This window comes from Bacillus sp. YBsi01 (assembly GCF_038406745.1).
GTDB classification, from domain to species: Bacteria; Bacillota; Bacilli; order Bacillales; family Bacillaceae; genus Bacillus; species Bacillus siamensis.
In genome coordinates this window covers 1,449,935-1,476,378 of sequence record NZ_CP151679.1, presented here as the reverse complement: position 1 = coordinate 1,476,378, position 26,444 = coordinate 1,449,935, and the positions used below count along the sequence as shown (strand labels likewise).

The window sequence follows — 26,444 nt, the reverse complement described above, 5'->3', positions numbered from 1 at the left end:
TTTTGACATGGCGGTTGAACAAATGGCTATGCCTCAGCTCGGAGAGAGCGTGACGGAAGGGACGATCAGCAAATGGCTGGTATCCCCGGGTGATCAAGTGAATAAATATGACCCCATCGCGGAGGTCATGACAGATAAAGTGAATGCAGAGGTGCCGTCTTCTTTTACCGGTACGATTACAGAACTAGTAGGGGAAGAAGGGCAGACTCTTGCAGTAGGCGAGATCATTTGCAAAATTGAAACAGAAGAAACGGCAGCCGAAGAAGCGCCGAAGCGGGAAGAAGTGCAGAATCCCCCTGCAGACACCGCAGACACCGATTCAAACCGTGCAGGTAAAGATCAGTCAAATAAAGCGCGATATTCGCCGGCCGTGCTCAGATTAGCGGGAGAACACGGCATTCAGCTTGAAGAAGTTGAAGGAACGGGTGCAGGCGGAAGAATTACGCGAAAAGACATTCAAAAGATCATTGATTCGGGAATGCAGCAGAAGACGGAAGCACCGGCACCGGCTGCCGTCCAGACAACGCAACAAGCGCCGAAACAGCAGCAAAAACAAGCGCCGGCACCAGCTCTGTCAGCCGGTGATATTGAAATTCCGGTTACAGGCGTCAGAAAAGCCATCGCAGCCAATATGCATAAAAGCAAAACAGAAATTCCGCATGCCTGGACGATGATGGAAGTTGACGTCACGAACATGACGGCGTACAGAAACAGCATTAAAGACTCGTTTAAACAAAAAGAAGGCTTCAATTTAACATTCTTCGCTTTCTTTGTTAAAGCGGCGGCGCAGGCTCTTAAAGAGTTCCCGCAAATGAACAGCATGTGGGCGGGGGACAAAATCGTCCAAAAGAAAGACATCAACATCTCCATTGCCGTTGCCACAGAAGATTCGCTGTTTGTTCCGGTTATTAAGCATGCTGATGAAAAAACGATTAAAGGCATAGCCAGAGAAATAACGGATCTTGCGAAAAAAGTGAGAGACGGAAGACTTGCCGCCGATGATATGCAGGGCGGCACCTTTACCGTCAATAACACGGGATCTTTCGGCTCTGTTCAGTCTATGGGCATTATCAATCATCCGCAGGCAGCCATTCTTCAGGTAGAATCAATCGTCAAACGTCCGGTTGTCATGAATAACGGGATGATTGCCGTGCGTGATATGGTTAATCTTTGCCTGTCTTTAGATCACAGAGTGCTTGACGGGCTCGTATGCGGCCGTTTCCTCGGACGCGTCAAAGAGATCTTAGAAAACATTGACGAAAATACTTCAGTCTATTAAAAAAAACTCCCTTTTGCCCTGGCGGCAAAGGGAGTTTTTTTCAGTTTCATTCTGAATCTTCGGGAACGAGCATGGTAAGATGATGTTTTTTTACTTCGATCGTGCAAGGCGCCTTTCCATATACCTCGCCGTCCGTATCCGCGTCCATCTCACGTCCGGTTTCGATTTCAATCTTGGAAGCCTGAATATACGAAAGCTCCCCTTTAAAATCATCAAATGAACCCTGCTCCATCGTCATCAGCTCCCGCAAAGCGGCAAGGCTTGTACTGCGGCAGATTAACACATCGGCTAACCCGTCCTGAAGGCTGGCATCAGGCAGGGGTACTCTGTTTGTCCCGATAAAATGCCCGTTCATAACAAGCACCATAACGGCTTCGTCTTCTTTCACCTCACCGTCGATCGTCAATCTGACGGGAAAAGGGTTCGCGCTTGTCATCGTCCGCAAGGCGCTCGTGAAATAGCTGATTTTCCCGAGCAATGCCTTTTCTTTTTCATTAATATGGCTCGATGCTTCAGTGATCAGCCCGATCCCCCAGAAGTTCAAAAAATAGCCATCATCCGATTTACAGACGTCTATCATTCGTTTATGCCCGGCTGCGAGCGTTTCAGCAGCCTTTTGAAGGTTTTGCGGGATGCCAAGCGCCCGTGAAAAATCGTTGCACGTTCCCCCCGGCAAAATGCCGACAGCGGGTCTGTGATCAAGCTTGCTGATGCTGTTGATGCATTGATGCACCGTGCCGTCTCCGCCTAAAATGTATAAATGGTCAACCGAGCTGTCGAGATTTTCACAAAACTGACTGGCATCATCCTGATGTTTGGTCGGTTTAATCAAAAGCTCGTCAGCTGACTGGGCCAAAATGGGGACGACCGTGCCGAGGGTTTTATCAATCTGTTTTTGACCGGCATTTCCGTTATAAATTAATACTGCTTTCCGTTGGCTCATACGACTGCTCCTTTATTTCAGACAATCTCTTTAACAAGTTTCCCGTTTTTAAAAGGTCATAAACTTACACCGAAAACATAAAAGGGACAAAAAACAATCAGAGATGAGCGGTGTCATTTGCCGATAGGGCAGGTTCCTTGCTATCATAAGAGAAGATGATCAAAAAGGAGAGGTCCCAGTTGAATATGGATTTTAATTTATTTATGAATGATGTCGTGCGTCAAGCCCGCCAGGAAATCACAGCCGCCGGTTATACGGAGCTGAAAACCGCTGAGGAAGTGGACGATGCGCTTTCGAAAAAAGGAACGACACTTGTTATGGTCAATTCTGTGTGCGGATGCGCAGGCGGAATTGCAAGACCTGCGGCGTACCATTCCGTACATTATGATAAACGCCCGGATCAGCTTGTGACGGTTTTTGCCGGACAGGATAAAGAAGCGACAGCAAAAGCGAGAGAATACTTTGAAGGCTATCCGCCGTCCTCTCCGTCCTTTGCGATTTTAAAAGACGGGAAAATCATGAAAATGGTGGAACGCCATGAAATTGAAGGGCATGAGCCGATGGCCGTCGTCACAAAACTGCAGGAAGCATTTGAAGAATATTGTGAAGAAGTATAAGTAAATAGGAAAACCCCGGAGCCGAGCGCTTGCGGGGTTTTTTTTATATGGTGTTTGTATAAATATAAATATTTATGCACCGGCAATCAGCTGTCACTCATTCGAAAAACAATGACTATAATAAATAAAGAAAGGGAATTATATTTTTTGAAAATAGTATTGCATAACTAGTAAAAAGTGTTTAAAATACAGATTAACGAATAAATATTCAAGTTTAAGAGATAAGCAGATATGGGGGAAAATAATCATGAAGAAATGGCTGTTGGTATTGACTGCCGCATGTATCACCTTTGCACTGTCCGCCTGCGGATCAGGCAATTCAGGCTCAGAAGGCGGAAAGAACAAACTGATTATGGGTACATCGGCTGATTATAAACCGTTTGAATATAAAGACGGCGATCAGATCGTCGGATTTGACGTTGATCTGGCAAAAGCTCTGGGCAAAAAGACCGGCTATGACGTTGAGGTGCAGGACATGGACTTCAACAGTCTGATTACATCGCTGAAGTCTAAGCAGGTTGATATGATTTTATCAGGAATGACACCTACGCCGGAACGGAAAAAGCAAGTAGATTTCTCAGATATTTATTATACTGCTAACAATATGATCGTTACGAAAAAGGGAAGCAGCATTAAATCTCTGAATGATCTGAAAGGCAAAACCGTCGGTGTTCAGCTCGGCTCCATTCAAGAAGAAAAAGGCAAGAAGCTTGCTTCAAAATACGGTTTTCAGCTCGAAGACCGCAACCGCATTTCAGACTTAACGGAAGAGATTAAATCCGGACGTTTTGATGCCGCAATTATCGAAGACATCGTGGCACAGGGCTATTTCAGTTCAAATCATGATCTGCAGGGCTTTGTCTCAGCAGATGCGAAATCAGACGAATCGGGCTCCGCGATTGCGTTTCGCAAAGACAGTGATCTGACAGCGAAGTTTAACAAAGCGCTGAAAGAAATGGAGAAAAACGGAGAAATCGAAAAACTGAAGAAAAAATGGTTCACCAACGAGAAATAAAAGAAAGCTCAACTTTTCGTTGAGCTTTTTATCTTGAATATAGGTAAAGGAGATCACACGTATGAATTTGGATTTCTCAGCGACAATACCCCAAATTCCTTTTATATTGGAAGGCCTTGCCGTCACATTAAAAATTGTGCTCGTTTCAGCGGTCATCGGCCTTGTATTAGGCATCATTCTCAGTCTGTTTAAAATCAGCACGATCAGTCCGCTGAAATGGATTGCGGATTTTTATACTTCAATTTTTCGCGGCACGCCGCTCGTGCTGCAGCTGATGATCATTTATTTCGGTATGCCGCAGCTCCTCGGCTTTCAGATCGACCAATTTTGGGCTGCGGTCACCGCCTTATCGCTCAATTCTGCCGCTTACGTCTCTGAAATTATCAGAGCGGGAATCAACGCGATTGACAAAGGACAAAAAGAGGCTGCCGTCGCTCTCGGCGTGCCGTACGGAAAAATGATGAAAGATCTGCTGCTGCCGCAGGCATTCAAAAACATTTCTCCGGCCATTATAAACGAATTAATCACTTTGACGAAAGAATCGGCTATCGTCACGGTTATCGGTCTCGGCGATATCATGAGACGGGCCTACCAGTCCGGCGCCGCAACATACAACTATTTAGAGCCTCTTATTGTGGCGGGCTTAATCTATTACGTGCTCGTTTTGATTTTAGCATTCATCGGAAAAGGCGTAGAAAGGAAGCTGAAAGCCAATGATTAAGGTCGACAACCTTTCAAAATCATTCGGGAAACATGAAGTATTGAAAAACATTTCAACACAGATCCAAGAAGGTGAAGTCGTCGCCGTCATCGGGCCTTCCGGCTCGGGCAAATCAACGTTTCTGCGCTGCTTAAATCTGCTGGAAACCCCGAGCGGCGGAACGATTGCCATTAAGGAAAAAGAAATCACCGCCGCTAAAACGAATAAACTGAAAGTGCGGGAAAATATCGGCATGGTATTTCAGCATTTTCATCTGTTTCCTCATAAAACGGTGCTTGATAATATCACATACGCGCCGGTCAGTGTGAAGAAAGAGTCCAAAAAGGCGGCGGAAGAAAAGGCGTGCGCGCTCCTCGAAAAAGTCGGGCTGCTTGAAAAACGGAACGACTATCCGAACCGCTTGTCAGGCGGGCAGAAGCAGCGTGTCGCCATCGCGCGGGCGCTTGCTATGAATCCTGACATCATGCTGTTTGATGAACCGACCTCAGCCCTTGACCCGGAAATGGTCAAAGAAGTCCTTGAGGTAATGAAAGAGCTCGCGCAGACGGGCATGACGATGGTGATCGTCACGCACGAAATGGGGTTTGCCAAGGAAGTCGCAGACCGCGTATTATTCATGGATGATGGCACAATAGTGGAAGACGGGCCGCCGGAAGAATTTTTTCTTTCTCCGAAGTCAAAAAGAGCACAGGACTTTTTAGAAAAAATATTATAAAATATAACTGTAAGAAAAGAAGAAGAATGCTCTTCTTCTTTTTTTTGAGAACGAAACAAACAGAATGGAGCAAGCAATGTTTAAAATCGGTTACCGCACACTAAAGACCGCACTTGGAACGGCGCTGGCCATTTATTTAGCCCAGCTGTTGCATCTGCAAAACTTCGCATCCGCAGGAATCATCACCATATTGTGCATCCAAATTACGCAAAAGCGGTCGCTTCAGGCCTCGTGGGCCCGATTTGCCGCCTGTTTATTGGCGATCGTCTTTTCATATGTCTTTTTCGGACTGATCGGCTATTATCCGTTTGTGATCGGAATATTGCTCGTGCTGTTCATTCCGACTACAGTCGTTTTAAAAATAAACGAGGGGATCGTCACCAGCTCAGTTATCATTCTTCATTTATATATGTCCGGCGGCATTACGCCGGCGTTTATCTGGAATGAGTTCCAGCTGATCACCGTAGGTATCGGCGTCGCGCTGTTAATGAATCTGTATATGCCGAGCCTCGACAGAAAACTTGCGGCGTACCGGAAAAAAATCGAGGACAACTTTGCCGTCATCTTCGCCGAAATCGAACGATATTTGTTAACAGGTGAGCAAGATTGGACGGGGAAAGAAATACCGGAGACGCATCAGATGATTCAAGAGGCGAAAAACCTCGCGTACCGGGACGTCCAGAATCATATTTTGCGCCATGAAAATCTCTACTATCATTATTTTAAAATGAGACAGAAACAATTTGAAATTATCGAAAGGCTGCTGCCGAAGATTACCTCTGTTTCAATAACGGTGGAGCAGGGAAAAATGATTGCCCATTTTATCCATGAATTAAGGGAAGCCATTCATCCCGGCAATACCGCCCATAAATTTTTAAAAAGACTGGCGGAAATGAGAACGGAATTTGAAGAAATGCCGCTCCCGGCAACACGCGAGGAATTTGAAGCGCGGGCGGCTTTATTCCACCTGCTCGGTGAGATGGAACAATATCTCGTGATTAAAAGTTATTTCAAAGGCATCAAGCTGTAAAAAACACATGGATCATCGCATGAGTCCCCCGTTCATTGGTCATTCTAATGAAAAAAGGAGGGGAGCCCATGCGATTTTTTTTATTGTCAGCTGTTCTGCTGCTGTCTCCGCTTTGGCCGCTTGGCGCGAATCCTTTGCCGGGTGACCCTTACATTATCGTCAATAAAACCACAAATGCGCTTGCGGTTGTGAAGGATAATCGAATAGAAGGCATTTATCAGGTGGCGACGGGAAAAACAGATGATCTGACGCCTGAAGGAGAATTTACGGTAACGGTCAAGGCTGTAAATCCGTATTACCGGAAGAAAAATGTAGAGGGAGGCGCGCCGGAAAATCCGCTCGGCGTCCGCTGGATCGGTTTTGATGCGAAAGGAACCGACGGCAGGATATACGGCATTCACGGGACAAACAGAGAAGAGCTGATCGGAGGGTTTGTATCAAACGGCTGCATCCGCATGAAAAACCGGGATGTCATCCATATTTTTCGGATTATCCCTCCCGGAACAAAAGTATTGATTACAAAAGAAAACCGCTCATTTGAGGACATTGCAAAAGAGCGGAAAGCCCTCATAAAAAAGCAGGAAACCCCCGTGCAATGAGCCGCCCGCTTTTTTATCGCAAATACATCATAATGCCTGAGAGGACTGTTGACAGTATAAATACGCCTAAAATGACGATGACGGCGCTTTTCATGAATTTCTGAGACATCGTTTCACTCCTTAAGATTACTGTCTATCATTTTAACGTGTTTTGCTTGTATGAACAAGCCATATCCTATGACAGAAAGCAGGTGCCCGCGCGATGAAAAAACTTGATCATATCGGTATTGCCGTCAGCTCTATTGATGCTGCAAGAGGATTTTATGAACGGATGCTGGGGCTTACGTATATAGGAGACGAGCTGGTAAGCGGCCAAAATGTGAAAGTTGCTTTTTTAGAAGCGGGAAGCACAAAACTTGAGCTGATTGAGCCGCTGTCAGAAGCGTCTCCCGTCAGCTCTTTTTTACAGAAAAGAGGCGAGGGGCTGCATCATTTGGCGTTCCGGTGCGCCGATCTTAAGGAAACGATCAAGGAGCTTGAATCAAGCCGCATGACTTTGATCCATCATGAACCGCAAAGCGGAGCGGGCGGGAAGAAGATCGCATTTCTCTCCCCGAAAGAGGCGAACGGGGTTTTGATTGAGCTTTGTGAAACAATTGAAAAAGGAGAAACTCAAGATGAGCATGAGTGACCATATCAGACACTTAAACGAAAGACGTTCCTTTTTAACAAACGGCGGAGGTGCGGAAAGAAATGAAAAACAGCACAAAAAAGGCAAGCTGACGGCAAGAGAAAGAATTGCCTATTTATTGGATGAAGACAGTTTTTCAGAGCTGCAGCCGTTTGCCAAAAGCCGCATGCCCGAATGCCAAAATGCTCCGGGAGACGGCGTCGTTACCGGATATGGGACAATTGACGGACGGCCCGTGTATTTATTTGCTCATGACTTTACCGTTCTCGGCGGGACGCTCGGTGAGACACATGCCGAAAAAATCGCGGCGGTGATGGATCTGGCGGCTAAAAATAAAACCCCGATCATCGGACTGAACGACTCAGGTGGTGCGAGAATTCAGGAGGGTGTGGTATCATTAAATGGATACGGTCATATTTTTAGGCGGAACGTCCTTTACTCGGGCGTGATTCCGCAAATTTCTGTTATCCTCGGGCCATGTGCCGGCGGTGCTGTTTATTCACCCGCTCTGACGGATTTTGTGATTATGGCGGAACAGACGTCGCACATGTTTATTACAGGCCCTAAAGTCATTGAACAGGTGACGGGTGAACGGATTGACGCGGAAAGTTTAGGCGGTGCGGGAATACATAATGTGATAAGCGGAAATGCCCACTATTCCGCACGAACGGAAAAAGAGGCTCTTTCCGCGGTGAAAACCTTGCTTTCTTATCTCCCGCACGGCAGACAGACGGCATTGCCCGTTAAAAAGGAAGACATCAGACCGTTATTAAACACCCTCGTTCCCGCGGACAGTTCGAAACCTTACGATGTGTTACAGGTGATAAAAGAACTGGCGGATGACGGAACGTTTTTTGATATTCAGCCGTATTTTGCCAAAAACATTGCTGTCGGTTTTCTGAAGCTCGGACGTCGCACGGTAGGTTTTGTCGCAAACCAGCCGAAACATTTGGCGGGGAGCCTCACGATTGATGCCGCTGACAAAGCATCGAGATTCATCCGTTTTTGCGACGCATTTCATATTCCGCTGTTAACGATCGCTGATGTTCCCGGATTTCTGCCGGGCCTCCAGCAGGAGCATGCGGGAATCATCCGTCACGGAGCAAAATTGCTGTATGCTTTTGCCGAAGCGGCGGTGCCGAAAGTGACGCTCATCATCAGAAAAGCTTACGGAGGCGCTTATGTCGCCATGAATTCGAAAGGGCTCGGAGCTGATCTTGTATTTGCCTGGCCCAATGCGGAAATTGCCGTGATGGGAGCAGAAGGCGCGGCATCGATTTTATACCGCAGAGACATACAGGCTTCTGACGATCCGGAAAAAATGAAGCGCGAAAAAAAAGCCATATATGAAAAGGAAAACGCCGGTCCGTATAAAGCGGCTGCCTGCGGTATGGTGGATGACATCATCCGGCCGGAAGACTCGAGGAAAAAATTGATTCAGGCATTTGACATGCTTGCACATAAGGAAGAGGAAAGACCGAAAAAAAAGCACGGTAATATACCGCTTTAAACGGAGGAACTGAAAATGGTAAACGAAAAACGCCTGCTTGAAGAATTTCTGGAACTTGTTCAAATTGATTCAGAAACAAAACACGAAGCGGAAATCAGCAAGGTGCTCAAACAAAAATTTACTGATTTAGGATTGAGCGTAAAAGAAGACGATACAAAAGAAGTGACGGGGCATGGGGCCGGCAACTTAATTTGCACCTTAAAGGGCACAAAAGATGCGGATACGATTTATTTCACATCGCATATGGACACTGTTGTCCCGGGAAAAGGCGTTAAGCCGATTGTGGAAGACGGCTATGTCAAAACCGACGGCACGACGATTCTAGGCGCTGATGATAAGACGGGCCTTGCCGCAATGTTTGAAGCCATTAAAGTGCTGAAAGAACAAAACATCGAGCACGGAACGATTGAATTCATCATCACGGCCGGAGAAGAATCAGGATTAGTCGGAGCAAAAGCAATGGATCGTTCAGACATTACCGCGAAATACGGTTTTGCGCTTGATTCAGACGGAAAAGTCGGCAACATTATTGTAGCCGCGCCGACACAAGCGAAAGTGAGAGCAACCATTTTCGGAGAAACGGCTCATGCGGGAGTAGAACCGGAAAAAGGCATCTCCGCGATTACAATCGCATCAAAAGCAATCTCAAAAATGCCGCTCGGCCGTATTGATAAAGAAACAACGGCTAATATCGGACGTTTTGAAGGAGGCACGCAAACCAATATCGTCTGCGATCAAGTTGATATTCTGGCTGAAGCGCGTTCGTTAGTGCCTGAAAAAATGGAAGCGCAAGTCCAGAAAATGAAGGAAGCTTTCGAATCTGCGGCAGCTGAGATGGGAGGCCGCGCAGAAGTGGACATTGCAGTCATGTATCCGGGTTTCAAATACCAGGACGGCGATCAGGTTGTGGAAGTCGCGAAAAAAGCGGCAGCAAAAATCGGCCGGCCGAGCGAACTTCAGACGAGCGGCGGCGGAAGTGACGCGAACATCATTGCCGGACACGGCATTCCGACAGTCAACCTGTCAGTAGGTTATGAACAAATCCATACGAAAAATGAAAAAATGCCGATTGAAGAGCTCGTCAAAACGGCGGAAATGGTCGTTGCCATTATCGAAACAGCAGCCAACTAAAAACGAAGCACCCAATGAATTGGGTGCTTTTTTTCGTAAGGTACACATGAAAAAACCTGCCGGAATTCACACGGCAGGTTCAATATTATGATTTTGCGGGCTCCGCCTGAGCCGCAGCTTGTTTCTTTTTATGATGCGTCTGCTGTAAAAGCACGTTCTGCACTGTTAAAAACAGCCCGCTTGTAAACCAGTAAAGCGGAAGCGCAGCCGGTACGTTAAGTGAAAAAATGGTCATCATGACAGGGAAAATAAAGACCATGATTTTTGCTGACTGCATCGCGGCCGGATTTTGAGCGGCCGGTGAATATTTCTCGTTTAACTTTTGGGAAATATAAGCCTGTAAGAAATACATGGCGCCCGCGCACAGTGATACAAGAATATCAGAATGCCCTAAGCTGAACCACAGAAATGAGTGTGAAGCGATTTCCGGCGTTGAGCGGATGGCGTAATAAAAACCGATCAAAATCGGGAATTGCACCAGCATCGGAAGGCATCCCATTGCCATCGGATTCAGATTGTGCTCACGGTAAAGCTTCATCATTTCCATTTGCAGTTCTTTTTGTTTCTCCGCATCTTTCGTTTGTTTCATTTTAGCCTGAATGCTGTCGATCTGCGGTTTGATCACAGCCATTTTTTCCTGGAACACCCGCTGTTTCTTAAATTGGTTCACAAACAAAGGCAATACAACGATCCGGACGATAATCGTCACCAGAATAATCGACAGTCCGTACTCACCGTGGAACAGGCCCGCCACACCTTTTAAAAGTGCCGAAAACGGCTCGATCAGGTAATCGTGGAAAAACCCGATATTCCCGAGGCCTCCCGTCTGAGTCTGAGTCTGAGATGTCGCTGCAAAAGCCGAGCGGCCTGTGCACAGTACGATAAAAAATAATCCGAATGCTATCCATTTTTGATATGTTTTAGACAATTATGTCTCCTCCTTTTTATCTTCACTTGCCGTTATAAAAGGAGGAAGCTGACATCTTCATCATCATTCGCCGGTGAATTCATGCGGATGACTTTACGTATCCAAGTTGTAATGCGATGATATATAATAATAAGAAAGTCTGTTCGGTTCAGCTGAACGACTGCTTGATGTTCATCTATTCGTTTCGTTCTCCAATGCTCGCCTGCGCGGCGCTCACGCAAAAGAAAAGCGATGCCGATCGCGGTCAGAGCGGGAAGAATAATTGTGAAAAAATCGACTAAAAATAAAAAGTCATTCATTGACTCAAGAATCATTTTATCACATCCATTCAGCTCTTATTTTACTACATATATATAAGGTTGTCTATGAAAGGAAAGGAGGCGCCGGGAGTGGCCGGAAAAGGGAGAATTATATTTCATATCGATATGAACAGTTTTTATGCCTCTGTGGAAATGGCGTATGATCCGACTTTAAAGGGAAAACCTCTCGCCGTTGCCGGAAACGTGAAGGAACGGAGGGGAATCATCGTCACCTGCAGCTATGAAGCGAGAGCGCGGGGCGTAAAGACCACCATGCCGGTGTGGCAGGCGAAACGCCTCTGTCCGGAACTTATCGTCGTTCCTCCGAATTTTGACCGCTACCGGAGTTCGTCAAAAGAAATGTTCAGCATTCTGAGGGAGTATACGGATTTGGTCGAGCCTGTTTCTATTGATGAAGGATACATGGATATTACGGACACACCGCACGGACACAGGGCGTATGAGACAGCTGCAGACATTCAGGCAAGGCTGCAAAAAGAGCTTTTGCTTCCGTCAAGTATCGGCATCGCTCCGAATAAGTTTCTCGCCAAGATGGCGTCTGATATGAAAAAACCGCTCGGCATCACCATTTTAAGAAAAAGAGAGCTGCCGGACATATTGTGGCCTCTCCCGATCGAAGAGATGCACGGTATAGGAACGAAAACTGCGGAAAAAATAAAAACGCTCGGCATCAAAACGATCGGTGATTTGGCAAAAGGGGATGAACGGGCGCTGAAAATGCTTCTCGGCATAAACGGGCCGAGGCTGAAGGATAAGGCGAACGGCATCCACCGCGCAGAAGTCGATCCCGAACGGATTTATGAATTTAAAAGCGTCGGCAACTCATCCACCCTTTCGCATGATTCGGCTGACTGGGATGAATTAACGGGCGTGTTTGACCGCCTCGCGCTGTCTGTAAGCGAACGGCTCCAGCGTAAGGAGGTCATGGCCTGCCGGCTGTTCATCATGATCCGCTATGCGGATTGGAAAACGGTCACAAGAAGCATGACCCTCAGCAATCCGGCTGATCAGAAAAAAGACATCATGAATGCGGCGATGGAACTGTTTGACAAGCACTGGAACCAAAACCCGGTGAGGCTTCTCGGCATCACCGGAACGGAACTGGTCGAAAAACAGCAGGCGTATAAACAGCTTGACCTGTTTTCATTCAAGGAGGATGCAAAGGACGAGCCGATTGTTCAGATGATGAACGAGCTGAATGAAAAATACGGCCGGCACATGATCCGAAAAGGCGCCGTCATGAAAAAAGAAGAAAGCAAAACAAGGGGAACGAGCTTTAACAGAGACTTTTTTCAGGATGAAAAGAAAAGGTGAATAACTTGAAAAAAGGGGTTATGTATGATAATTTCTTTAGTATAAATATCATTTTATTTTAATTTAAATTTTAAAATGGTTAAACGTTTGAAGAAGGGACGTTAGAATATGTCAAAACAACAAATCGGAGTTATCGGTCTTGCGGTAATGGGTAAAAATCTGGCTCTTAACATTGAAAGCCGGGGATTTTCTGTGTCTGTATACAACAGATCAAGCAGCAAAACGGAAGAGTTTTTAGAAGAGGCAAAAGGCAAAAATGTTGTCGGTACATACAGCATTGAGGAGTTTGTCCAGTCTCTTGAAACACCCCGCAAAATTTTATTAATGGTTAAAGCGGGAACTGCAACGGATGCGACGATTCAATCTCTTCTTCCTCATCTGGAAAAAGACGATATTTTGATTGACGGCGGAAATACATACTATAAAGATACACAGCGCCGGAACAAAGAGCTTGCCGAAAGCGGCATTCACTTTATCGGGACGGGTGTATCAGGCGGTGAAGAGGGAGCGCTTAAGGGACCTTCTATTATGCCGGGCGGCCAAAAGGAAGCGCACGAACTCGTGAAGCCGATCTTGGAAGCCATTTCTGCTAAAGTGGACGGAGAAGCTTGTACGACATATATCGGCCCGGACGGAGCGGGGCACTATGTGAAAATGGTGCACAACGGTATCGAATACGGTGACATGCAGCTGATCTCTGAGTCATACTTCATTCTGAAACAGGTGCTCGGACTGTCTGCCGAAGAGCTTCACGAAGTATTCGCTGAGTGGAACAAAGGTGAGCTTGACAGCTATCTGATTGAAATCACGGCTGACATTTTCACTAAAAAAGATGAAGAAACGGGCAAACCGCTTGTTGACGTCATCCTTGATAAAGCAGGCCAAAAAGGAACGGGTAAATGGACAAGCCAAAGCGCTCTTGACTTAGGCGTGCCGCTTCCGATTATCACTGAATCTGTTTTTGCGCGTTTCATTTCCGCAATGAAAGAAGAGCGTGTGAAAGCAAGCAGCCTGTTGTCCGGACCTGACGTTAAGCCGGTCACTGAAAACAAAGAAGAGCTGATTGAAGCGGTCAGAAAAGCGCTCTTCATGAGTAAAATCTGTTCTTACGCACAAGGTTTCGCCCAAATGAAAGCAGCGTCTGAAGAATATAACTGGGATCTGAAATACGGTGAAATCGCGATGATCTTCCGCGGCGGCTGTATCATCCGCGCGGCGTTCCTGCAAAAGATCAAAGATGCGTATGACCGTGAACCGGAGCTTGACAACCTGTTGTTAGACAGCTATTTCAAAAACATTGCAGAAAGCTACCAAGGCGCCCTTCGCCAAGTGATTTCACTTGCCGTAGCCCAAGGCGTGCCGGTACCTTCGTTCTCAAGCGCACTTGCATATTACGACAGCTACCGTACGGCAGTGCTTCCTGCAAACTTGATTCAAGCGCAGCGTGACTACTTCGGCGCGCATACGTACGAACGCACGGATAAAGAAGGCATTTTCCATACTGAATGGATGAAGTAATGAAGAAGCCCCCGCAATAACTGCGGGGGCTTTTCTGATATGTAAAAACCGCGGGCCTTATGAACAGCGCCGCGGTTTTTTGATTTCTTCTTATATATTCCACCAGTGAAGGCCGTCTTTTTCTAAGAGGTCGTCTGAAGCCTTAGGTCCCATTGATCCGGCTACATAATTCGGGGAAAGGGTTTTGTCGGCTGCCCATGTTTCGGAAATCGCGTCGACGAAATTCCAAGAAAGCGCCACTTCGTCCCAATGGGCAAAGTTCGTTGCATCGCCGAGCAGACAGTCGTGAATCAATTTTTCATAAGCTTCCGGTGTGTTCATTTCGTCACTGCAGTTGCTGCAGTAGTCCAGCTTAATCGGCTGAGCATGTGCGGCTCCGCCTAATTTTTTAGCATTCAGATATAAAGTGATGCCTTCATCCGGCTGGATGTGGATGACAAGCAGGTTCGGATTTACATTCGTTTCATTGCCGTAATACAGGTTCATCGGAATGTCTTTAAATTGGACGACGATTTTCGTTGATTTTTCTTTCATCCGTTTCCCTGTTCGGATGTAAAACGGAACGCCGGCCCAGCGGAAGTTGTCGATTAACAGCTTTCCGGATACGAATGTTTCCGTATTGGAATCCGGTGCTACGTTTTGCTCATCTGTATAGCTCGGTACAGAGTTTCCGTTGATCGTTCCCGCTTGGTATTGTCCGCGGACGAAATAATCACTCACTTCGTTTGGAGCGACAGGGCGGAGAGCTCTCAGCACCTTCACTTTTTCGCTGCGGATTTCTTCCGTGTTCAGTTTAATCGGCGGTTCCATCGCTAACAGAGCGACCATTTGTAAAATGTGGTTTTGAACCATATCGCGGAGTGCGCCTGATTTTTCATAATATCTCGCGCGATCCTCAACGCCGAGATCTTCACTTGACGTAATCTGGATGTTTGAGATGTAGCGGTTATTCCAAAGCGGTTCAAACAGCGCATTCGCAAAACGGATGACTTCGATGTTTTGAACCATTTGCTTGCCCAAGTAATGGTCGATCCGATAAATTTGATCTTCTGTGAAAGCTTCCCGTATTTCTTTGTTAAGCTCTTTCGCACTCGGCAGGTCATGGCCGAACGGCTTTTCAATTACGAGACGGGACCAGCCTTTGGTCGCTGTGACACCTTCATTTTTAAGCGATTTTGCGATTGTGCCGAAAAACTCAGGGGCCATTGCCAAGTAAAACATTCGGTTATTCGGGATTTCATATGTATGTTCAAGCTGATCAAGCAGGACATTCAGCTCCTGATAGGAACCCGGATTCGTTACATCAAACGGATGGTAATAAAAATGAGATGTGAAATCATCTATGTCTTTTTGCCCAGCCGAAGAAACAGACGTTTTAACGGTTTCACGGAGGTCCTCGTTTGACCAAGGTCTTCTTCCAACACCTACAACTGCAAACTCTTCACCAATCTGACCATTTTTATATAAACGGTGAATGGATGGGTAAAGTTTTCGTTTTGCCAAATCCCCTGTGGCACCAAATATTACAATTACTGCTTTTGGTTTGTCGTTTGTTTTCACTTAGAGTACCTCACTTTATCTGAAGCATGGTTTAAAACCCCGCATATTTCCTTCATTTTAAATCTAAAATTCGTTGAAAGCAAATGTTTCAGCCTGTTTTTTGAGGTTTGCGGAAAAAAATTAATCAGGCCGGAGAAGCGCCGGGTGAATTCACTTTTTCAGCCTGATCCTGTATCCTTAGTAGTACAAAGATCTAGGAGGAAGCATTGTGGAATTATTATTTTTAGGGACGGGGGCCGGCATGCCGGCAAAGGCGAGAAACGTAACGTCCGTCGCGCTGAAGCTTCTTGAAGAAAGGCGTTCCGTATGGCTGTTTGATTGCGGAGAAGCCACTCAGCATCAGATATTACATACAACACTCAAACCGAGGAAAATTGAAAAGATTTTTATCACCCATCTTCACGGTGACCATGTTTACGGTCTTCCGGGTCTGTTGGGAAGCCGGTCATTTCAGGGCGGTGAAGAAGAGCTGACGATTTACGGGCCCAAAGGCATAAAAGCATTTATCGAAACAAGCCTGAATGTGACGGCGACTCATTTGACATATCCTCTTACCGTACATGAAATTGAAGAGGGAACGGTTTTTGAAGATGAGCAATTCATCGTTACCGCAGCATCCGTCATTCACGGTGTAGAAGCGTTCGGCTACCGTGTACAGGAAAAAGATATTCCCGGTGCATTGCAGGCCGGCAGACTGAAGGAAATGAATATTCCGCCCGGCCCCGTCTATCAGAAGATCAAAAAAGGCGAAACAGTCACGCTTGATGATGGAAGAATAATTGATGGACAGGATTTTTTGGAGCCGCCGAAAAAGGGGAGGATCGTCGCTTTTTCAGGGGATACCCGGGCATCAGAGCGGGTAACCGAGCTTGCGCGCAATGCTGATGTACTTGTTCATGAAGCGACGTTTGCCAAAGAAGATGCAAAGCTTGCGCATAATTACTATCATGCGACGACAGAACAGGCTGCACAAACGGCAAAAAAAGCAGGCGTGAAACAGCTGATCTTAACTCACATCAGCGCAAGGTATCAAGGCGAATCGCCGATAGAGCGTCTGGAACATGAGGCGAAAGCGGTATTTGAAAACAGCAGGATCGCATTTGATTTTATGGAAGTCACAGTGGAACGCTCTTAAAAAATGGACGCTTGACATTTTGATTTGAGGATATATAATAAAACGTAATTATTGCGATTTGGTTGAGAGGTGAAAATGATGCGTGTGAATGTAACATTGGCCTGCACAGAGACAGGGGACAGAAACTATATCACGACGAAGAACAAACGGACGAATCCGGATCGATTGGAAATGAAAAAGTATTCACCCCGGTTGAAAAAGTATACTTTACATCGTGAGACGAAGTAGATCACGATAAAAAAGCCATTGTGCTACGGCACAATGGCTTTTGTTTTATGAGTTTACCGCCTGATAGGCCGGAGCATTCATTTGCTGGCGCGCCGCACACCAAACATCATAAATGGCAAGGTGGACGATATGCGGTTCATCGTGGTGAATGGCATGAGAACTGTTTTTGGCCTGAATCCATCCGCTTTGATAAGAGACATCAAGCATGCTTCTGTGCAGTTTCATCCATTCTTCATGAGCGTGCTTTAAGCGCTCATCCCGCTCTCCCGATGATAAAATCAACAGCGGCATATCGTTAAAATGAATCTGCTGGTGCTTGATCTGCCGAAGGCTTGTCAAAAATTCCGCGTGTGATCCTTCTAATCTGAACTGCTTCAGGTAGGCCGCTTTCATTTCCTCGGGAAGAAGCGGAAGCACTTTCGTCTCCTGATCTTCAGAAACCGGGTCAAGGAGCACCATTCCGAGAATATCCCGTCGGTTTCGGCTCGCCCAAAGTCTGCTGATAATCGTGCCGTATGAATGCGAGACGACAAGGTAAGGAGGCTTGACGCCCGCCTTCAGCAGAAGGGCGTTTAATTCCTGTACCATGTGATCTGCCGTTCGCTTGTTTCTGCTTTGGCCGCTTTTGCCGATTCCGGCTCTGTCATATGTGAAAACCCCAAATTCTTCATCTATGTCAGTGAGTAATGGTGTCCATGTTTCAGAAGAAGTGCCGCAGCCGGCTTCAAAGACGATCGTCACTTCGCCGGCACCTTTACGGTGTTTTGTATAAAACGGACAGCCGTCAATCAGGTATGTCCTTTCCATCCATGCTGCTTTCATTGGAGTCATCCCCTCTAATTGGTTCTATAAGGAAGACGGAGATGCTTCGGCGATCGTTTCTCAGAGACAGCCGATGATAAAAATTCCGGCTGTCTCTTCTGTCACCATGCTCTGTCGTATTGAACCGGCGACGGTATTTCTGTATTCAGCTGCTTCGCTGCACTTCTTGCAAAATGCGGATCGCGCAGAAGTTCTCTCGCGACAAAAATAAGGTCAGCGCGGTTGTTTTGCAGAATTTCTTCGGCCATTGTTCCTGTCGTTATCAAACCGACGGCGCCTGTTGCGATTTCGGCCTGCTCACGGATTTTCTCCGCAAAGCTCACTTGATAGCCGGGGAAGACGTTAATATCAGCTTGAACGAGTGCGCCTGAGCTGCAATCAATCAAGTCGACTCCCTGCTCCTTCATCCACTTCGCAAAGCCGATATGATCGGCAATGTCCAGACCCTTATCAGTATAATCAGATGCGGAAACACGGACAAATAGCGGTCCGTCCCAGACTTCCTTGACGGCTTCAATGGTCTCGCCTAAGAAGCGGTAGCGGTTTTCATGTGAGCCGCCGTATTCATCTGTACGGTGATTGGACAGCGGTGACAAAAATTCGTGCATTAAGTAGCCGTGTGCCGCATGAAGCTCGATAATGTCAAAGCCGGCTTCTTTCGCACGCGCCGCGGCCTGCTTGAATTCCTGAATGGTTTCTTTAATTTGTTCTATCGTCATTTCAGCCGGTGTTTTGGACTGCTCATCGAACGGAATGGCTGAAGGAGCGTAAATTTCTCCGTCAAGCTCTGCTTTACGTCCCGCGTGCGCGAGCTGAATGCCGATTTTAGACCCTTGCGCTTTCACCTGTTCCGTCAGTTTGGCAAAGCCTTCGATATGATCGTCGCTCCAAATGCCCAAATCCTGATCGGTAATACGTCCCTGCGGATTAACGGCTGTCGCTTCAACGATAATCAGACCGACCTGACCGATTGCACGCGATATGTAGTGCGCCATATGAAAAGGCTGCAGTTTTCCGTCCTTCTCATGTGAGGAATACATGCACATCGGTGCCATAACAATACGGTTTTTGATCGTTACATCTTTAACGGTCCATGGTGTAAATAATTTTCTGGCCATTTATTTCGCCTCCCGGAATGTTTTTAGACATTGATTATAACAACTCATGATCATCCAGTCATATAAACTGCTCACAGCTGAACACATCGTTCTTATTGTTCTGAACGGGCATTTTTCTTATACACATCGGGGCCGTATCTTCATAACAGGCATTTACAGCCGATCATTTAGCAAATATAGATGAGAAACGCACCGATGACTGCGTGGCGTCCTTTGAACCAGATTGTCAGGATGAAAATACTGCCTTGAAAACAAAAAGTCTGACCGTGACAGTGGTGAGCGGGGTTATTTTGATGTCGGGCTTTCGTCTGTTTATATAAAAAGGGCATCAACGGCACATGCTGTTGATGCTTTTTTTGAAATGCTAGGGTTTGGAGAGCACTTCAATTCCGACGTTGACCATTTTGTCCAGTCCCATAAAAGACAGGCAGATTTTGGCGCGTCTTTTTCTTTTATCGATCTTTTTAATAATGCCTTCCATTCCTTTAAGAGGTCCTGAGGCAACGGTTACTTTTGAATTTTCAATATAGACTTTTGAATAATCTACAGTGTCTCCTTCTCCGATCAGCCTGATAATAGGGAGGATTTCTTCATCCTTAATTGTCGTGAAATAGGTTTTACGCTCTTTGGAATAATATGCGCCGTTGTTTACGATTCTGCATGAAATGGGGAGTTCTTTGATTTTATGAAATGTCCGCTCTGTCATCTTTGTTTTAAACAGCACATATCCCGGAAACATTTTTTTGAGTGCCTCGTATTTGATTCCGGCTTTTCGTTCTGTGACTTTTTTCTTGGGTATGATTGAGTAGAGAGCCTGCTCATCAAACTGCAGACGCAGAAATTTTTGCACTGCTTCTTCTTTTCCCGACTCCACAAAAAGTGCGTACCATTTCATGACTGATCCTCCTTAGAATAATAAGAAATTATTATACAAAGAAAGTATTTAATGGATAATATTTAAAATGATTAAAAAATTTTCTATTTCGTCTTTTTTTTACATAATATATGAAAATGAAAAATAAGTATAGACCCAATTGACAGAGAAGCGATGAATTTTCTTTGACATGAAAAGGGTTCAGAGGATTATCTGACATTTTATCCACCGAACATAAAACTGTGGAATAAATGTCAGAAAATAACGAAAAAAAGCCTTGACATTATTATCTATAAATTGATATTATTCTCTTTAAATAGCAACTATTTGTTAAATTTATTAAATTAAAGTAAAGCACCTATTAAATTTCAATCGCTGTTTCGGCACGTTGAAGAGGAAATAGGGATTATAAAAATGATTGTAGTGTATATATCTACATATACATGATAAGGGAGAAGTGTGCCGTCATGGCTGTTTTCGGGCATATTGGCACTGCAGCTTGTCATGAGAAACATTCAGTCAACAAGCAATATGTTTTTATATAAATTATGTTAGAAAAGGAAAACACAATGCGTTTGCGATTTTTAAACCTGTGCTGAATCGCAAACGCGTTTGTGTTTTTATTTTTATGCCGGTGTTTACACCAGTCAATATATGAAATAAGAGACATTTTTGTAATGAGAACCACATGTGATGTGCAAAATTGACGATGCGGAAAGGATGGGGATAAGATGCTTACGTTTGTTTTCCCGGGGCAGGGTTCTCAATTTAAAGGAATGGGAGCCGGACTGTTTGATGAATTTCAAGATCTGACACGTCAGGCTGATGACATATTAGGCTACTCTATAGAAGAATTGTGCCTGGAGGATCCGAATCACCAGCTGGGGAAAACGCAATTTACCCAGCCGGCGTTATATACGGTGAGTGCACTCAGTTATTTAAAGAAAATGAAAGAGTCCGGCAGAGAGCCAGATTACGCCGCAGGGCACAGTTTAGGAGAATATAATGCGTTATTTGCGGCCGGCTGCTTTGATTTTAAGACCGGTTTGCAGCTTGTGAAAAAAAGAGGGGAGCTCATGAGCAAGGCAGCTCCCGGAGGCATGGCGGCGGTTTTGGGGTTTACGGCTGAACAAGTAAAAGATGTTTTATCCGATTATCATCTGACCGGCATTGATATCGCTAACCATAATTCACCTTTACAAATTGTGATCGCCGGAACGAAACAAGACATTGAAAAAGCGCGTCCCGTCTTTGAAAAAGCCGGCGTGAGGATGTACCTTCCTTTAAATGTGAGCGGCGCTTTCCATTCCCGCTATATGAAAGATGCTGAAAAAGAGTTTGCGGATTATTTAGAAGAAACGGCGTTTTTGCCTCTTCGTTTTCCGGTGATCTCAAATCTTCAGGCCGCACCTTATAAGAATGATGAAATCAAAACAAATCTGACTTTGCAAATGACCAATCAGGTAAAGTGGACGGATACGATACGCCGTCTGATGGGACTTGAAAATAATGAAATTACAGAAGTCGGGCCCGGGGAAGTGCTGACAAAACTGACGCGGCAGATTAAAAAAGATGCCGTCCCATTACCTATGCCGAAAGAAGAGTCTGATACTGCTGATGTTACAAGTGCGGCAGCTGATTCACAAAAAACGGCGGGAATGAGATTAGGGAACGAAGATTTTAAAAAAGATTATAACATCCAATATGCTTACATGACGGGCTCCATGTACAGGGGAATTGCTTCGGAACAGATGGTCATTAAAGCGGCAAAAGCGGGAATGCTGGGCTTTTACGGAACGGGCGGATTGAGTATCGAACGGATCGGACAGGCCATCGGAATCATCCGGTCTGCACTGCGGCAAGGGGAAACATTCGGAATGAACCTTCTTCATCATATGATGTCACCTGACAAGGAAGTCAGAATGATAGATTTATATTTGAAAAACGGCATTCATCTTATTGAAGCTTCGGCATTTATGGGCATAACCCCCGCTCTCGTTATATACAGGGCAAAGGGATTAAGCAGGAATCATGACGGATCGGTGTCAGTTCAAAACAGAATCATCGCGAAAGTATCCCGGCCTGAAGTCGCTGAGGCCTTTCTGAATCCGGCTCCGGCTCATATACTGGAAAGACTTGTGTCTGACAATCGGCTGACAGCCGGGGAAGCGGCGCTTGCAAAAGAAATTCCGATGGCTGATGACATTTGCGTTGAAGCGGATTCAGGAGGGCATACCGACCAAGGGATTCCGTATACATTAATGCCTGCCATGATCAGACTCAGAGACCGCATGATGGAGAAGCACGGTTATGCGAAAAAAGTAAGAATCGGCGCAGCCGGCGGCATCGGCACTCCGGAAGCGGCTGCTGCCGCGTTTCTGCTCGGCGCCGAATTTATCGGAACCGGTTCTATTAATCAATGCACGGTCGAAGCCGGCACAAGTGATTCAGTGAAAGATCTGCTTCAGGAAGCGAACGTGCAGGATACGTCATATGCTCCCGCGGGAGATATGTTTGAAGCGGGAGCAAGGGTGCAGGTGCTGAAAAAAGGCCTGTTTTTCCCGGCCAGAGCCAATAAACTCTTTGACTTGTACAGACAATACAATTCTTTAGATGAAATAGATGAAAAAACGAAAACATTAATTGAAGATAAGTATTTCCAGCGCAGTTTTGAAGAAGTGTATGAGCAGTTGAAACATGATAAATCTCCTGAACAGATCGCCAAAGCCGAACAGAATCCGAAACACAAAATGGCGATGGTATTTAAATGGTATTTTTCCCATACGACGAGGCTCGCTCTGGAAGGAAAAAGCGAAAGTAAAATAGATTACCAAATTCATTGCGGCCCTGCGCTCGGCGCGTTTAATCAATGGGTGAAAGGAACCCCGCTTGAAAATTGGAGAAACAGGCATGTCGACTTGATCGGCAAACAGCTCATGGAAGAAACAGCCGGCCTTCTTGCGCAAAGGCTGGTATCGATTACAGGATGAGTATGACCAGACATTACATTTTTTCTGCGGAGGACTACCATGCTGATTGAAAATCATGAATTAACGATGAGCCATGTCGGGTTAGGGAATTTGAATGAGTACGCGCTGCTGCTGTTATTCGGCAATGCACACAGTCACCATTTAACGGACGGAACGGGATTCCGGCCTGATCAGATGGCCGATCACCAAGGGCTGATTTTGTATCCGGCTTATTTTATGACACATCTCAAAGTTCCTTCAGATAAGCCTCTTGATCAGTACCGATTATGGGACGAGGTTTCCGTCGGAGTCGATATCTCCCGGTTTGGAGAAACCATATTAGAATCTGATTATTTGTTTGGGCCGAAAGGAGCGGTCAGCACTGATAAAAGCGAGTGGGACCGCGGGCGGTTTCCTTCTATGAAAGCCAATAGTTTAATTGTCGTCGACGTCACACAAACAGAAGGTTCGACCCGCAAAGTCTCAGCGCCTAAGGCTGAATGCATTGCGGAACTTTCTAAGCTAGCCAAGCCGCCTTACGCGCTGATGCGGTCAAAGAAAATCAGAACGGATGCTTTCGGTATGAAGCCGGGCAACCTCAAAACAGCAGACCCCGTTTCATATCGGGTTCCTGTTGATCAGGATGCTGCGCCGGGGCATGCCATGGTGTTTGCGAAATTCAGCAAGATAATGGATGCGGCGGAATTTGAATGGATGACGCGCCGGTCGAAGCCGGGTTTTCCGGTTTCAATCGCGCGGCATTTATTTTTGCTTGAGAGAGAGACGTATTATTACGGAAATTGTTTTGCAGATGAAGAGCTTGATATTTATATGACGGGACACATTGAAGAATGCGATCCCGACTTTCACGGTGATTCCCTCGGTATGATCTCAGTGGCGAAAATCAGCTATCAGATTGAAGTCTATATGAAAAGAAATCATACATTGCTGGCCATTTCCAAGGTGGATAAGCTGCTGGCGGTGCCGACCTCTTCACAAGATCATATTCCGGATTATAAACGGGTCATCAGAAGTTTATAAAATGAAGAATGGAGCTGAAAGCAAATGGAACAAACCAAGGAAATGAAGCAGATCATCGCTCAAATCATCCAGGACATTCAAGAACAGCAGTCATATCGGGCCGTCGAAGCGGGAGATGATGTGAGAGTCATAGAGGATCTGGGCTTCTCATCACTGGATATCGCTCAATTAGTCGCACAGATGGAGATGGAAACCGGAGTAGATCCTTTTTCCCAAGGAGAAACAATTTCCAGCATTACAACCGTCGGCAGCATTTGTGATATTTATCAAAAATATATGGACAGTGCTCAATCATGATAACAGAAAGCGGGGGAGATATCAGCTGGGTGACTGATAAGCTTAGGGAAACGCAAGACAGTGAGTTTCTCATTTTTAAAGGGCAGACTTTTACGTATGATGATTTGCTGACACGAATCAGCTTTTTTCAGAAAGAACTTGAACAAAACGGAATACGTGAAGGAGAATGTGTGGCGCTTATCGGGGATTATTCCCCGAACGCCATTTTTTTGCTGATGGCGCTTCTGTTAAACCGAAATATCGTTGTCCCTCTCAGCAATGAATCAAGGGAAAAGCATCTCGATATGTTTGAAGACGCGAAAGTGAATAAAATCATTGAAATAAATGAAAATGACAGCTGGACGCTTCGTGAAGGTTCTAAAAGCGCCTCTCACCCTCTGCTTGATGACCTGCGAGAGAGAGGGGAGTCAGGCATTATTATTTTCACATCGGGAACCTCCGGCAAAAGCAAAGCATCCGTGTTAAGTGCCGGCCGGCTGCTTGAAAAATACAAAACGGCGAAGAGAAAACCGCTGCGTACGCTCATTTTTCTGAAATTGGATCATATAGGCGGCATTAATACGCTGTTTGCGATTCTGTTTAACGGGGGAACAATCGTCACATCAGACAGCAGAACGCCGGAGTCCGTTTATCGGGCGGTCGACAAACATGCTGTCCAAGTACTCCCCGCCACCCCGACCTTTTTAAACATGCTGCTGATGTCCAAGGCGGATGCCGGCTATAACCTCTCTTCACTCCAGCTGATCACTTACGGCACAGAACCGATGCCCCTATCAACGCTGCGCGGCATTCACCGGCTGTTTCCGGGTGTACGGCTGAAACAAACATACGGATTAACTGAACTGGGTATATTCTCAACGAAATCAAAAGACAGCCAATCCACTTGGATGAAAGTAGGCGGTGCCGGAACAGAGACCAAAATTACCGGAGGCACGCTTTGGGTCCGTTCTGAGTCGGCGATGCTCGGCTATTTAAATGCACCGTCACCTTTCGATGAAGACGGATGGTACGACACCGGTGACCAGGTGGAAACAGACGGCGAATATATAAGAATTCTCGGAAGAAAGAGTGAAATTATTAATGTGGGCGGAGAGAAAGTTTTTCCGGCAGAGGTGGAAAGCGTTTTTCTGGAGATACCGAATGTCCGGGATGTGCTCATAACGGGCCGAAAAAATCCGATTACGGGCGAGATTGTCGCGGCAGAGGCCGTGCTTGAAAAAGAGGAAGATATCAAATCTTTCAGAAAGCGGGCCGTAGCTCATTGCAGACAGAAGCTGCAGCCATATCAGATACCGCAGATCATTTCTGTTACAGATCGGAAACTGTCTAATGACCGATTTAAAAAAATAAGAAACGTGTAAAACAGGAGGTACATATGAATAACGGAAAAGTAGCGGTCGTCAGCGGAGGAAGCCGGGGGCTCGGAAAAGCGATTGTACAGGCGCTTTTGGATGAGGATTACAAAGTAGCCGCTTTCAGCCGCAGTGAATCTGATTTTATTAACACATTGAGAGAGAGTGAAAAGTACCGCGGCCGCTTTTATTGGGAAGCGGCGGATGCGGCGGATGATGCCGCCATGAAACAGTTTGTTCTTCAAGTATACCGCAAGTTTTCCAGAATAGACGGCTTGGTCAATAACGCCGGTTTGAACCTTGATCAGCTGCTGCCCCTGACAAATGATGATGACATTGACCGCATCCTCAATCTGAATATCGGTTCAGTCATCAAGCTGACCCGAAACGTTTCCCGGGTCATGCTGAAACAAAATTCCGGATCAATCGTTAACATAAGCTCCATTATCGGCTCAAGAGGATTTAAAGGCACTTCTGTCTACAGCGCATCCAAAGCGGCTCTTGACGGCTTGACGCGAAGCCTGGCCAGGGAGCTCGGGTCCAAAGGAATCCGTGTCAATTCACTTGCGCCCGGTTTTGTGGACACCGATATGACGAAAAATATGCCGGAAAAACAAAAATCGCAAATTATCAGAAGGACGCCGATGGGGCGTTTAGGCGAAACAGACGATATGACCGGACTCGTTCGTTTCCTGCTTTCTCCTGAATCGTCCTTTATGACCGGACAGACAATGGCAATTGACGGCGGATTAACTTGTTAAAGCACAGAAAAATTCT

Annotated in this window: 27 protein-coding genes; 19 read left to right on the top strand and 8 right to left on the bottom strand. The window is 46.0% G+C overall.

Annotated elements, in window-relative coordinates; translation table 11 throughout:
- The first annotated feature begins 7 nt into the window (after window positions 1-7).
- A complete protein-coding gene (locus AADZ70_RS07180) occupies window positions 8-1,279 on the top strand; it encodes a dihydrolipoamide acetyltransferase family protein (RefSeq protein WP_342007930.1) in 1,272 nt (423 codons plus the stop codon).
- A 46-nt stretch (window positions 1,280-1,325) separates the two neighbouring features.
- Here AADZ70_RS07180 and AADZ70_RS07175 read toward each other — a convergent pair whose 3' ends face one another.
- The gene (locus AADZ70_RS07175; RefSeq protein ID WP_016939034.1) at window positions 1,326-2,222 is read right to left on the bottom strand and encodes a YegS/Rv2252/BmrU family lipid kinase; all 897 of its coding nucleotides are present in this window, start codon (window positions 2,220-2,222) and stop codon (window positions 1,326-1,328) included.
- 179 nt (window positions 2,223-2,401) lie between these two features.
- Between AADZ70_RS07175 and brxB the strand changes: the two genes are divergently transcribed.
- The 6 genes from brxB to AADZ70_RS07145 all read left to right on the top strand — a co-directional run bounded on the left by brxB (window position 2,402) and on the right by AADZ70_RS07145 (window position 6,919).
- Window positions 2,402-2,839, top strand: a complete 438-nt coding sequence (brxB, locus tag AADZ70_RS07170) for a bacilliredoxin BrxB (protein WP_015417784.1) — start codon at window positions 2,402-2,404, stop codon at window positions 2,837-2,839.
- A 247-nt stretch (window positions 2,840-3,086) separates the two neighbouring features.
- The gene (locus AADZ70_RS07165; protein WP_016939035.1) at window positions 3,087-3,854 is read left to right on the top strand and encodes a transporter substrate-binding domain-containing protein; all 768 of its coding nucleotides are present in this window, start codon (window positions 3,087-3,089) and stop codon (window positions 3,852-3,854) included.
- Between the two features lie 61 nt (window positions 3,855-3,915).
- Window positions 3,916-4,575 (top strand): amino acid ABC transporter permease, encoded by a 660-nt coding sequence (locus AADZ70_RS07160; protein ID WP_016939036.1) that lies wholly within the window; start codon window positions 3,916-3,918, stop codon window positions 4,573-4,575.
- Window positions 4,568-5,290 (top strand): amino acid ABC transporter ATP-binding protein, encoded by a 723-nt coding sequence (locus AADZ70_RS07155; RefSeq protein WP_016939037.1) that lies wholly within the window; start codon window positions 4,568-4,570, stop codon window positions 5,288-5,290. Before AADZ70_RS07160 ends, AADZ70_RS07155 begins: the two co-directional genes overlap by 8 nt.
- A 76-nt stretch (window positions 5,291-5,366) precedes the next feature.
- Complete coding sequence (locus tag AADZ70_RS07150) at window positions 5,367-6,320, top strand: aromatic acid exporter family protein (protein ID WP_016939038.1); 954 nt, start codon at window positions 5,367-5,369, stop codon at window positions 6,318-6,320.
- Between the two features lie 68 nt (window positions 6,321-6,388).
- The gene (locus tag AADZ70_RS07145; RefSeq protein ID WP_049626983.1) at window positions 6,389-6,919 is read left to right on the top strand and encodes a L,D-transpeptidase; all 531 of its coding nucleotides are present in this window, start codon (window positions 6,389-6,391) and stop codon (window positions 6,917-6,919) included.
- Between the two features lie 13 nt (window positions 6,920-6,932).
- On the opposite strand, the gene prli42 is transcribed toward AADZ70_RS07145, so the two are convergent.
- Window positions 6,933-7,028 (bottom strand): stressosome-associated protein Prli42, encoded by a 96-nt coding sequence (gene prli42, locus AADZ70_RS07140; RefSeq protein WP_016939040.1) that lies wholly within the window; start codon window positions 7,026-7,028, stop codon window positions 6,933-6,935.
- A 93-nt stretch (window positions 7,029-7,121) separates the two neighbouring features.
- Between prli42 and mce the strand changes: the two genes are divergently transcribed.
- Genes mce through AADZ70_RS07125 form a run of 3 tightly spaced genes read left to right on the top strand, consistent with a single transcriptional unit; the run spans window position 7,122 to window position 10,191 of the window.
- Window positions 7,122-7,550, top strand: coding sequence for a methylmalonyl-CoA epimerase (gene mce / locus AADZ70_RS07135; protein ID WP_342007929.1), 429 nt, complete (start codon window positions 7,122-7,124; stop codon window positions 7,548-7,550).
- Window positions 7,543-9,060: an acyl-CoA carboxylase subunit beta gene (locus AADZ70_RS07130; RefSeq protein ID WP_342008050.1), complete on the top strand. Its 1,518-nt coding sequence runs from the start codon at window positions 7,543-7,545 to the stop codon at window positions 9,058-9,060. The genes mce and AADZ70_RS07130 overlap by 8 nt, the downstream gene beginning before the upstream one ends.
- Before the next feature lie 15 nt (window positions 9,061-9,075).
- A complete protein-coding gene (locus tag AADZ70_RS07125; protein ID WP_045927160.1) occupies window positions 9,076-10,191 on the top strand; it encodes a M20/M25/M40 family metallo-hydrolase in 1,116 nt (371 codons plus the stop codon).
- Between the two features lie 85 nt (window positions 10,192-10,276).
- Here AADZ70_RS07125 and AADZ70_RS07120 read toward each other — a convergent pair whose 3' ends face one another.
- Both AADZ70_RS07120 and AADZ70_RS07115 read right to left on the bottom strand, forming a co-directional pair.
- A complete protein-coding gene (locus AADZ70_RS07120) occupies window positions 10,277-11,119 on the bottom strand; it encodes a membrane protein insertase YidC (protein WP_047475670.1) in 843 nt (280 codons plus the stop codon).
- A gap of 32 nt (window positions 11,120-11,151) precedes the next feature.
- Window positions 11,152-11,433: a hypothetical protein gene (locus AADZ70_RS07115; RefSeq protein WP_003153239.1), complete on the bottom strand. Its 282-nt coding sequence runs from the start codon at window positions 11,431-11,433 to the stop codon at window positions 11,152-11,154.
- 75 nt (window positions 11,434-11,508) lie between these two features.
- Between AADZ70_RS07115 and AADZ70_RS07110 the strand changes: the two genes are divergently transcribed.
- Both AADZ70_RS07110 and gndA read left to right on the top strand, forming a co-directional pair.
- Window positions 11,509-12,753 (top strand): DNA polymerase IV, encoded by a 1,245-nt coding sequence (locus tag AADZ70_RS07110; RefSeq protein WP_045927162.1) that lies wholly within the window; start codon window positions 11,509-11,511, stop codon window positions 12,751-12,753.
- Window positions 12,754-12,861: 108 nt separating this feature from the next.
- A complete protein-coding gene (gene gndA / locus AADZ70_RS07105; RefSeq protein WP_007408395.1) occupies window positions 12,862-14,271 on the top strand; it encodes an NADP-dependent phosphogluconate dehydrogenase in 1,410 nt (469 codons plus the stop codon).
- A 90-nt stretch (window positions 14,272-14,361) separates the two neighbouring features.
- Here the strand turns inward: gndA and zwf are convergent, their stop codons facing one another.
- The gene (zwf, locus tag AADZ70_RS07100) at window positions 14,362-15,831 is read right to left on the bottom strand and encodes a glucose-6-phosphate dehydrogenase (protein ID WP_049626977.1); all 1,470 of its coding nucleotides are present in this window, start codon (window positions 15,829-15,831) and stop codon (window positions 14,362-14,364) included.
- A 208-nt stretch (window positions 15,832-16,039) separates the two neighbouring features.
- On the opposite strand from zwf, the gene rnz reads away from it, so the two are divergent.
- Both rnz and rpmG read left to right on the top strand, forming a co-directional pair.
- Window positions 16,040-16,966 carry a ribonuclease Z gene (gene rnz, locus AADZ70_RS07095; RefSeq protein WP_342007928.1) on the top strand — a complete coding sequence of 309 codons (927 nt, stop codon included), beginning with the start codon at window positions 16,040-16,042 and terminating at the stop codon, window positions 16,964-16,966.
- 78 nt (window positions 16,967-17,044) lie between these two features.
- Entirely contained in the window at window positions 17,045-17,194 is a 150-nt protein-coding gene (gene rpmG / locus AADZ70_RS07090; RefSeq protein ID WP_003153246.1) for a 50S ribosomal protein L33, read from the top strand.
- A gap of 45 nt (window positions 17,195-17,239) precedes the next feature.
- Here the strand turns inward: rpmG and AADZ70_RS07085 are convergent, their stop codons facing one another.
- The 3 genes from AADZ70_RS07085 to loaP form a co-directional block, all read right to left on the bottom strand.
- Window positions 17,240-18,016 (bottom strand): alpha/beta fold hydrolase, encoded by a 777-nt coding sequence (locus tag AADZ70_RS07085; protein ID WP_016939204.1) that lies wholly within the window; start codon window positions 18,014-18,016, stop codon window positions 17,240-17,242.
- A 101-nt stretch (window positions 18,017-18,117) separates the two neighbouring features.
- Window positions 18,118-19,134 carry an NADPH dehydrogenase NamA gene (gene namA, locus AADZ70_RS07080; RefSeq protein WP_342007927.1) on the bottom strand — a complete coding sequence of 339 codons (1,017 nt, stop codon included), beginning with the start codon at window positions 19,132-19,134 and terminating at the stop codon, window positions 18,118-18,120.
- A 364-nt stretch (window positions 19,135-19,498) separates the two neighbouring features.
- Window positions 19,499-20,029 (bottom strand): antiterminator LoaP, encoded by a 531-nt coding sequence (gene loaP, locus AADZ70_RS07075; RefSeq protein ID WP_003153257.1) that lies wholly within the window; start codon window positions 20,027-20,029, stop codon window positions 19,499-19,501.
- Between the two features lie 710 nt (window positions 20,030-20,739).
- On the opposite strand from loaP, the gene fabD reads away from it, so the two are divergent.
- Genes fabD through AADZ70_RS07050 form a run of 5 tightly spaced genes read left to right on the top strand, consistent with a single transcriptional unit; the run spans window position 20,740 to window position 26,428 of the window.
- Window positions 20,740-22,998 (top strand): ACP S-malonyltransferase, encoded by a 2,259-nt coding sequence (gene fabD / locus AADZ70_RS07070; protein WP_342007926.1) that lies wholly within the window; start codon window positions 20,740-20,742, stop codon window positions 22,996-22,998.
- Window positions 22,999-23,037: 39 nt separating this feature from the next.
- A complete protein-coding gene (locus AADZ70_RS07065) occupies window positions 23,038-24,018 on the top strand; it encodes an LnmK family bifunctional acyltransferase/decarboxylase (RefSeq protein ID WP_016939201.1) in 981 nt (326 codons plus the stop codon).
- Between the two features lie 24 nt (window positions 24,019-24,042).
- Window positions 24,043-24,315 (top strand): acyl carrier protein, encoded by a 273-nt coding sequence (locus AADZ70_RS07060; protein WP_003153264.1) that lies wholly within the window; start codon window positions 24,043-24,045, stop codon window positions 24,313-24,315.
- Complete coding sequence (locus AADZ70_RS07055; RefSeq protein WP_342007925.1) at window positions 24,312-25,676, top strand: long-chain fatty acid--CoA ligase; 1,365 nt, start codon at window positions 24,312-24,314, stop codon at window positions 25,674-25,676. The genes AADZ70_RS07060 and AADZ70_RS07055 overlap by 4 nt, the downstream gene beginning before the upstream one ends.
- A gap of 14 nt (window positions 25,677-25,690) precedes the next feature.
- Window positions 25,691-26,428, top strand: a complete 738-nt coding sequence (locus AADZ70_RS07050) for an SDR family oxidoreductase (RefSeq protein ID WP_049626971.1) — start codon at window positions 25,691-25,693, stop codon at window positions 26,426-26,428.
- Window positions 26,429-26,444: the final 16 nt, after the last annotated feature.

Excerpts from the sequence above, each read along its gene's own strand:
- AADZ70_RS07180 (WP_342007930.1), top strand. The coding sequence starts at position 8 with ATGGCGGTTGAACAAATGGCTATGCCTCAGCTCGGAGAGAGCGTGACG.
- AADZ70_RS07175 (WP_016939034.1), bottom strand. The coding sequence starts at position 2,222 with ATGAGCCAACGGAAAGCAGTATTAATTTATAACGGAAATGCCGGTCAA.
- AADZ70_RS07165 (WP_016939035.1), top strand. The coding sequence starts at position 3,087 with ATGAAGAAATGGCTGTTGGTATTGACTGCCGCATGTATCACCTTTGCA.
- AADZ70_RS07160 (WP_016939036.1), top strand. The coding sequence starts at position 3,916 with ATGAATTTGGATTTCTCAGCGACAATACCCCAAATTCCTTTTATATTG.
- AADZ70_RS07155 (WP_016939037.1), top strand. The coding sequence starts at position 4,568 with ATGATTAAGGTCGACAACCTTTCAAAATCATTCGGGAAACATGAAGTA.
- AADZ70_RS07150 (WP_016939038.1), top strand. The coding sequence starts at position 5,367 with ATGTTTAAAATCGGTTACCGCACACTAAAGACCGCACTTGGAACGGCG.
- AADZ70_RS07145 (WP_049626983.1), top strand. The coding sequence starts at position 6,389 with ATGCGATTTTTTTTATTGTCAGCTGTTCTGCTGCTGTCTCCGCTTTGG.
- prli42 (WP_016939040.1), bottom strand. The coding sequence starts at position 7,028 with ATGTCTCAGAAATTCATGAAAAGCGCCGTCATCGTCATTTTAGGCGTA.
- mce (WP_342007929.1), top strand. The coding sequence starts at position 7,122 with ATGAAAAAACTTGATCATATCGGTATTGCCGTCAGCTCTATTGATGCT.
- AADZ70_RS07130 (WP_342008050.1), top strand. The coding sequence starts at position 7,543 with ATGAGTGACCATATCAGACACTTAAACGAAAGACGTTCCTTTTTAACA.
- AADZ70_RS07125 (WP_045927160.1), top strand. The coding sequence starts at position 9,076 with ATGGTAAACGAAAAACGCCTGCTTGAAGAATTTCTGGAACTTGTTCAA.
- AADZ70_RS07115 (WP_003153239.1), bottom strand. The coding sequence starts at position 11,433 with ATGATTCTTGAGTCAATGAATGACTTTTTATTTTTAGTCGATTTTTTC.
- gndA (WP_007408395.1), top strand. The coding sequence starts at position 12,862 with ATGTCAAAACAACAAATCGGAGTTATCGGTCTTGCGGTAATGGGTAAA.
- rpmG (WP_003153246.1), top strand. The coding sequence starts at position 17,045 with ATGCGTGTGAATGTAACATTGGCCTGCACAGAGACAGGGGACAGAAAC.
- AADZ70_RS07085 (WP_016939204.1), bottom strand. The coding sequence starts at position 18,016 with ATGAAAGCAGCATGGATGGAAAGGACATACCTGATTGACGGCTGTCCG.
- namA (WP_342007927.1), bottom strand. The coding sequence starts at position 19,134 with ATGGCCAGAAAATTATTTACACCATGGACCGTTAAAGATGTAACGATC.
- loaP (WP_003153257.1), bottom strand. The coding sequence starts at position 20,029 with ATGAAATGGTACGCACTTTTTGTGGAGTCGGGAAAAGAAGAAGCAGTG.
- fabD (WP_342007926.1), top strand. The coding sequence starts at position 20,740 with ATGCTTACGTTTGTTTTCCCGGGGCAGGGTTCTCAATTTAAAGGAATG.
- AADZ70_RS07065 (WP_016939201.1), top strand. The coding sequence starts at position 23,038 with ATGCTGATTGAAAATCATGAATTAACGATGAGCCATGTCGGGTTAGGG.
- AADZ70_RS07060 (WP_003153264.1), top strand. The coding sequence starts at position 24,043 with ATGGAACAAACCAAGGAAATGAAGCAGATCATCGCTCAAATCATCCAG.
- AADZ70_RS07055 (WP_342007925.1), top strand. The coding sequence starts at position 24,312 with ATGATAACAGAAAGCGGGGGAGATATCAGCTGGGTGACTGATAAGCTT.
- AADZ70_RS07050 (WP_049626971.1), top strand. The coding sequence starts at position 25,691 with ATGAATAACGGAAAAGTAGCGGTCGTCAGCGGAGGAAGCCGGGGGCTC.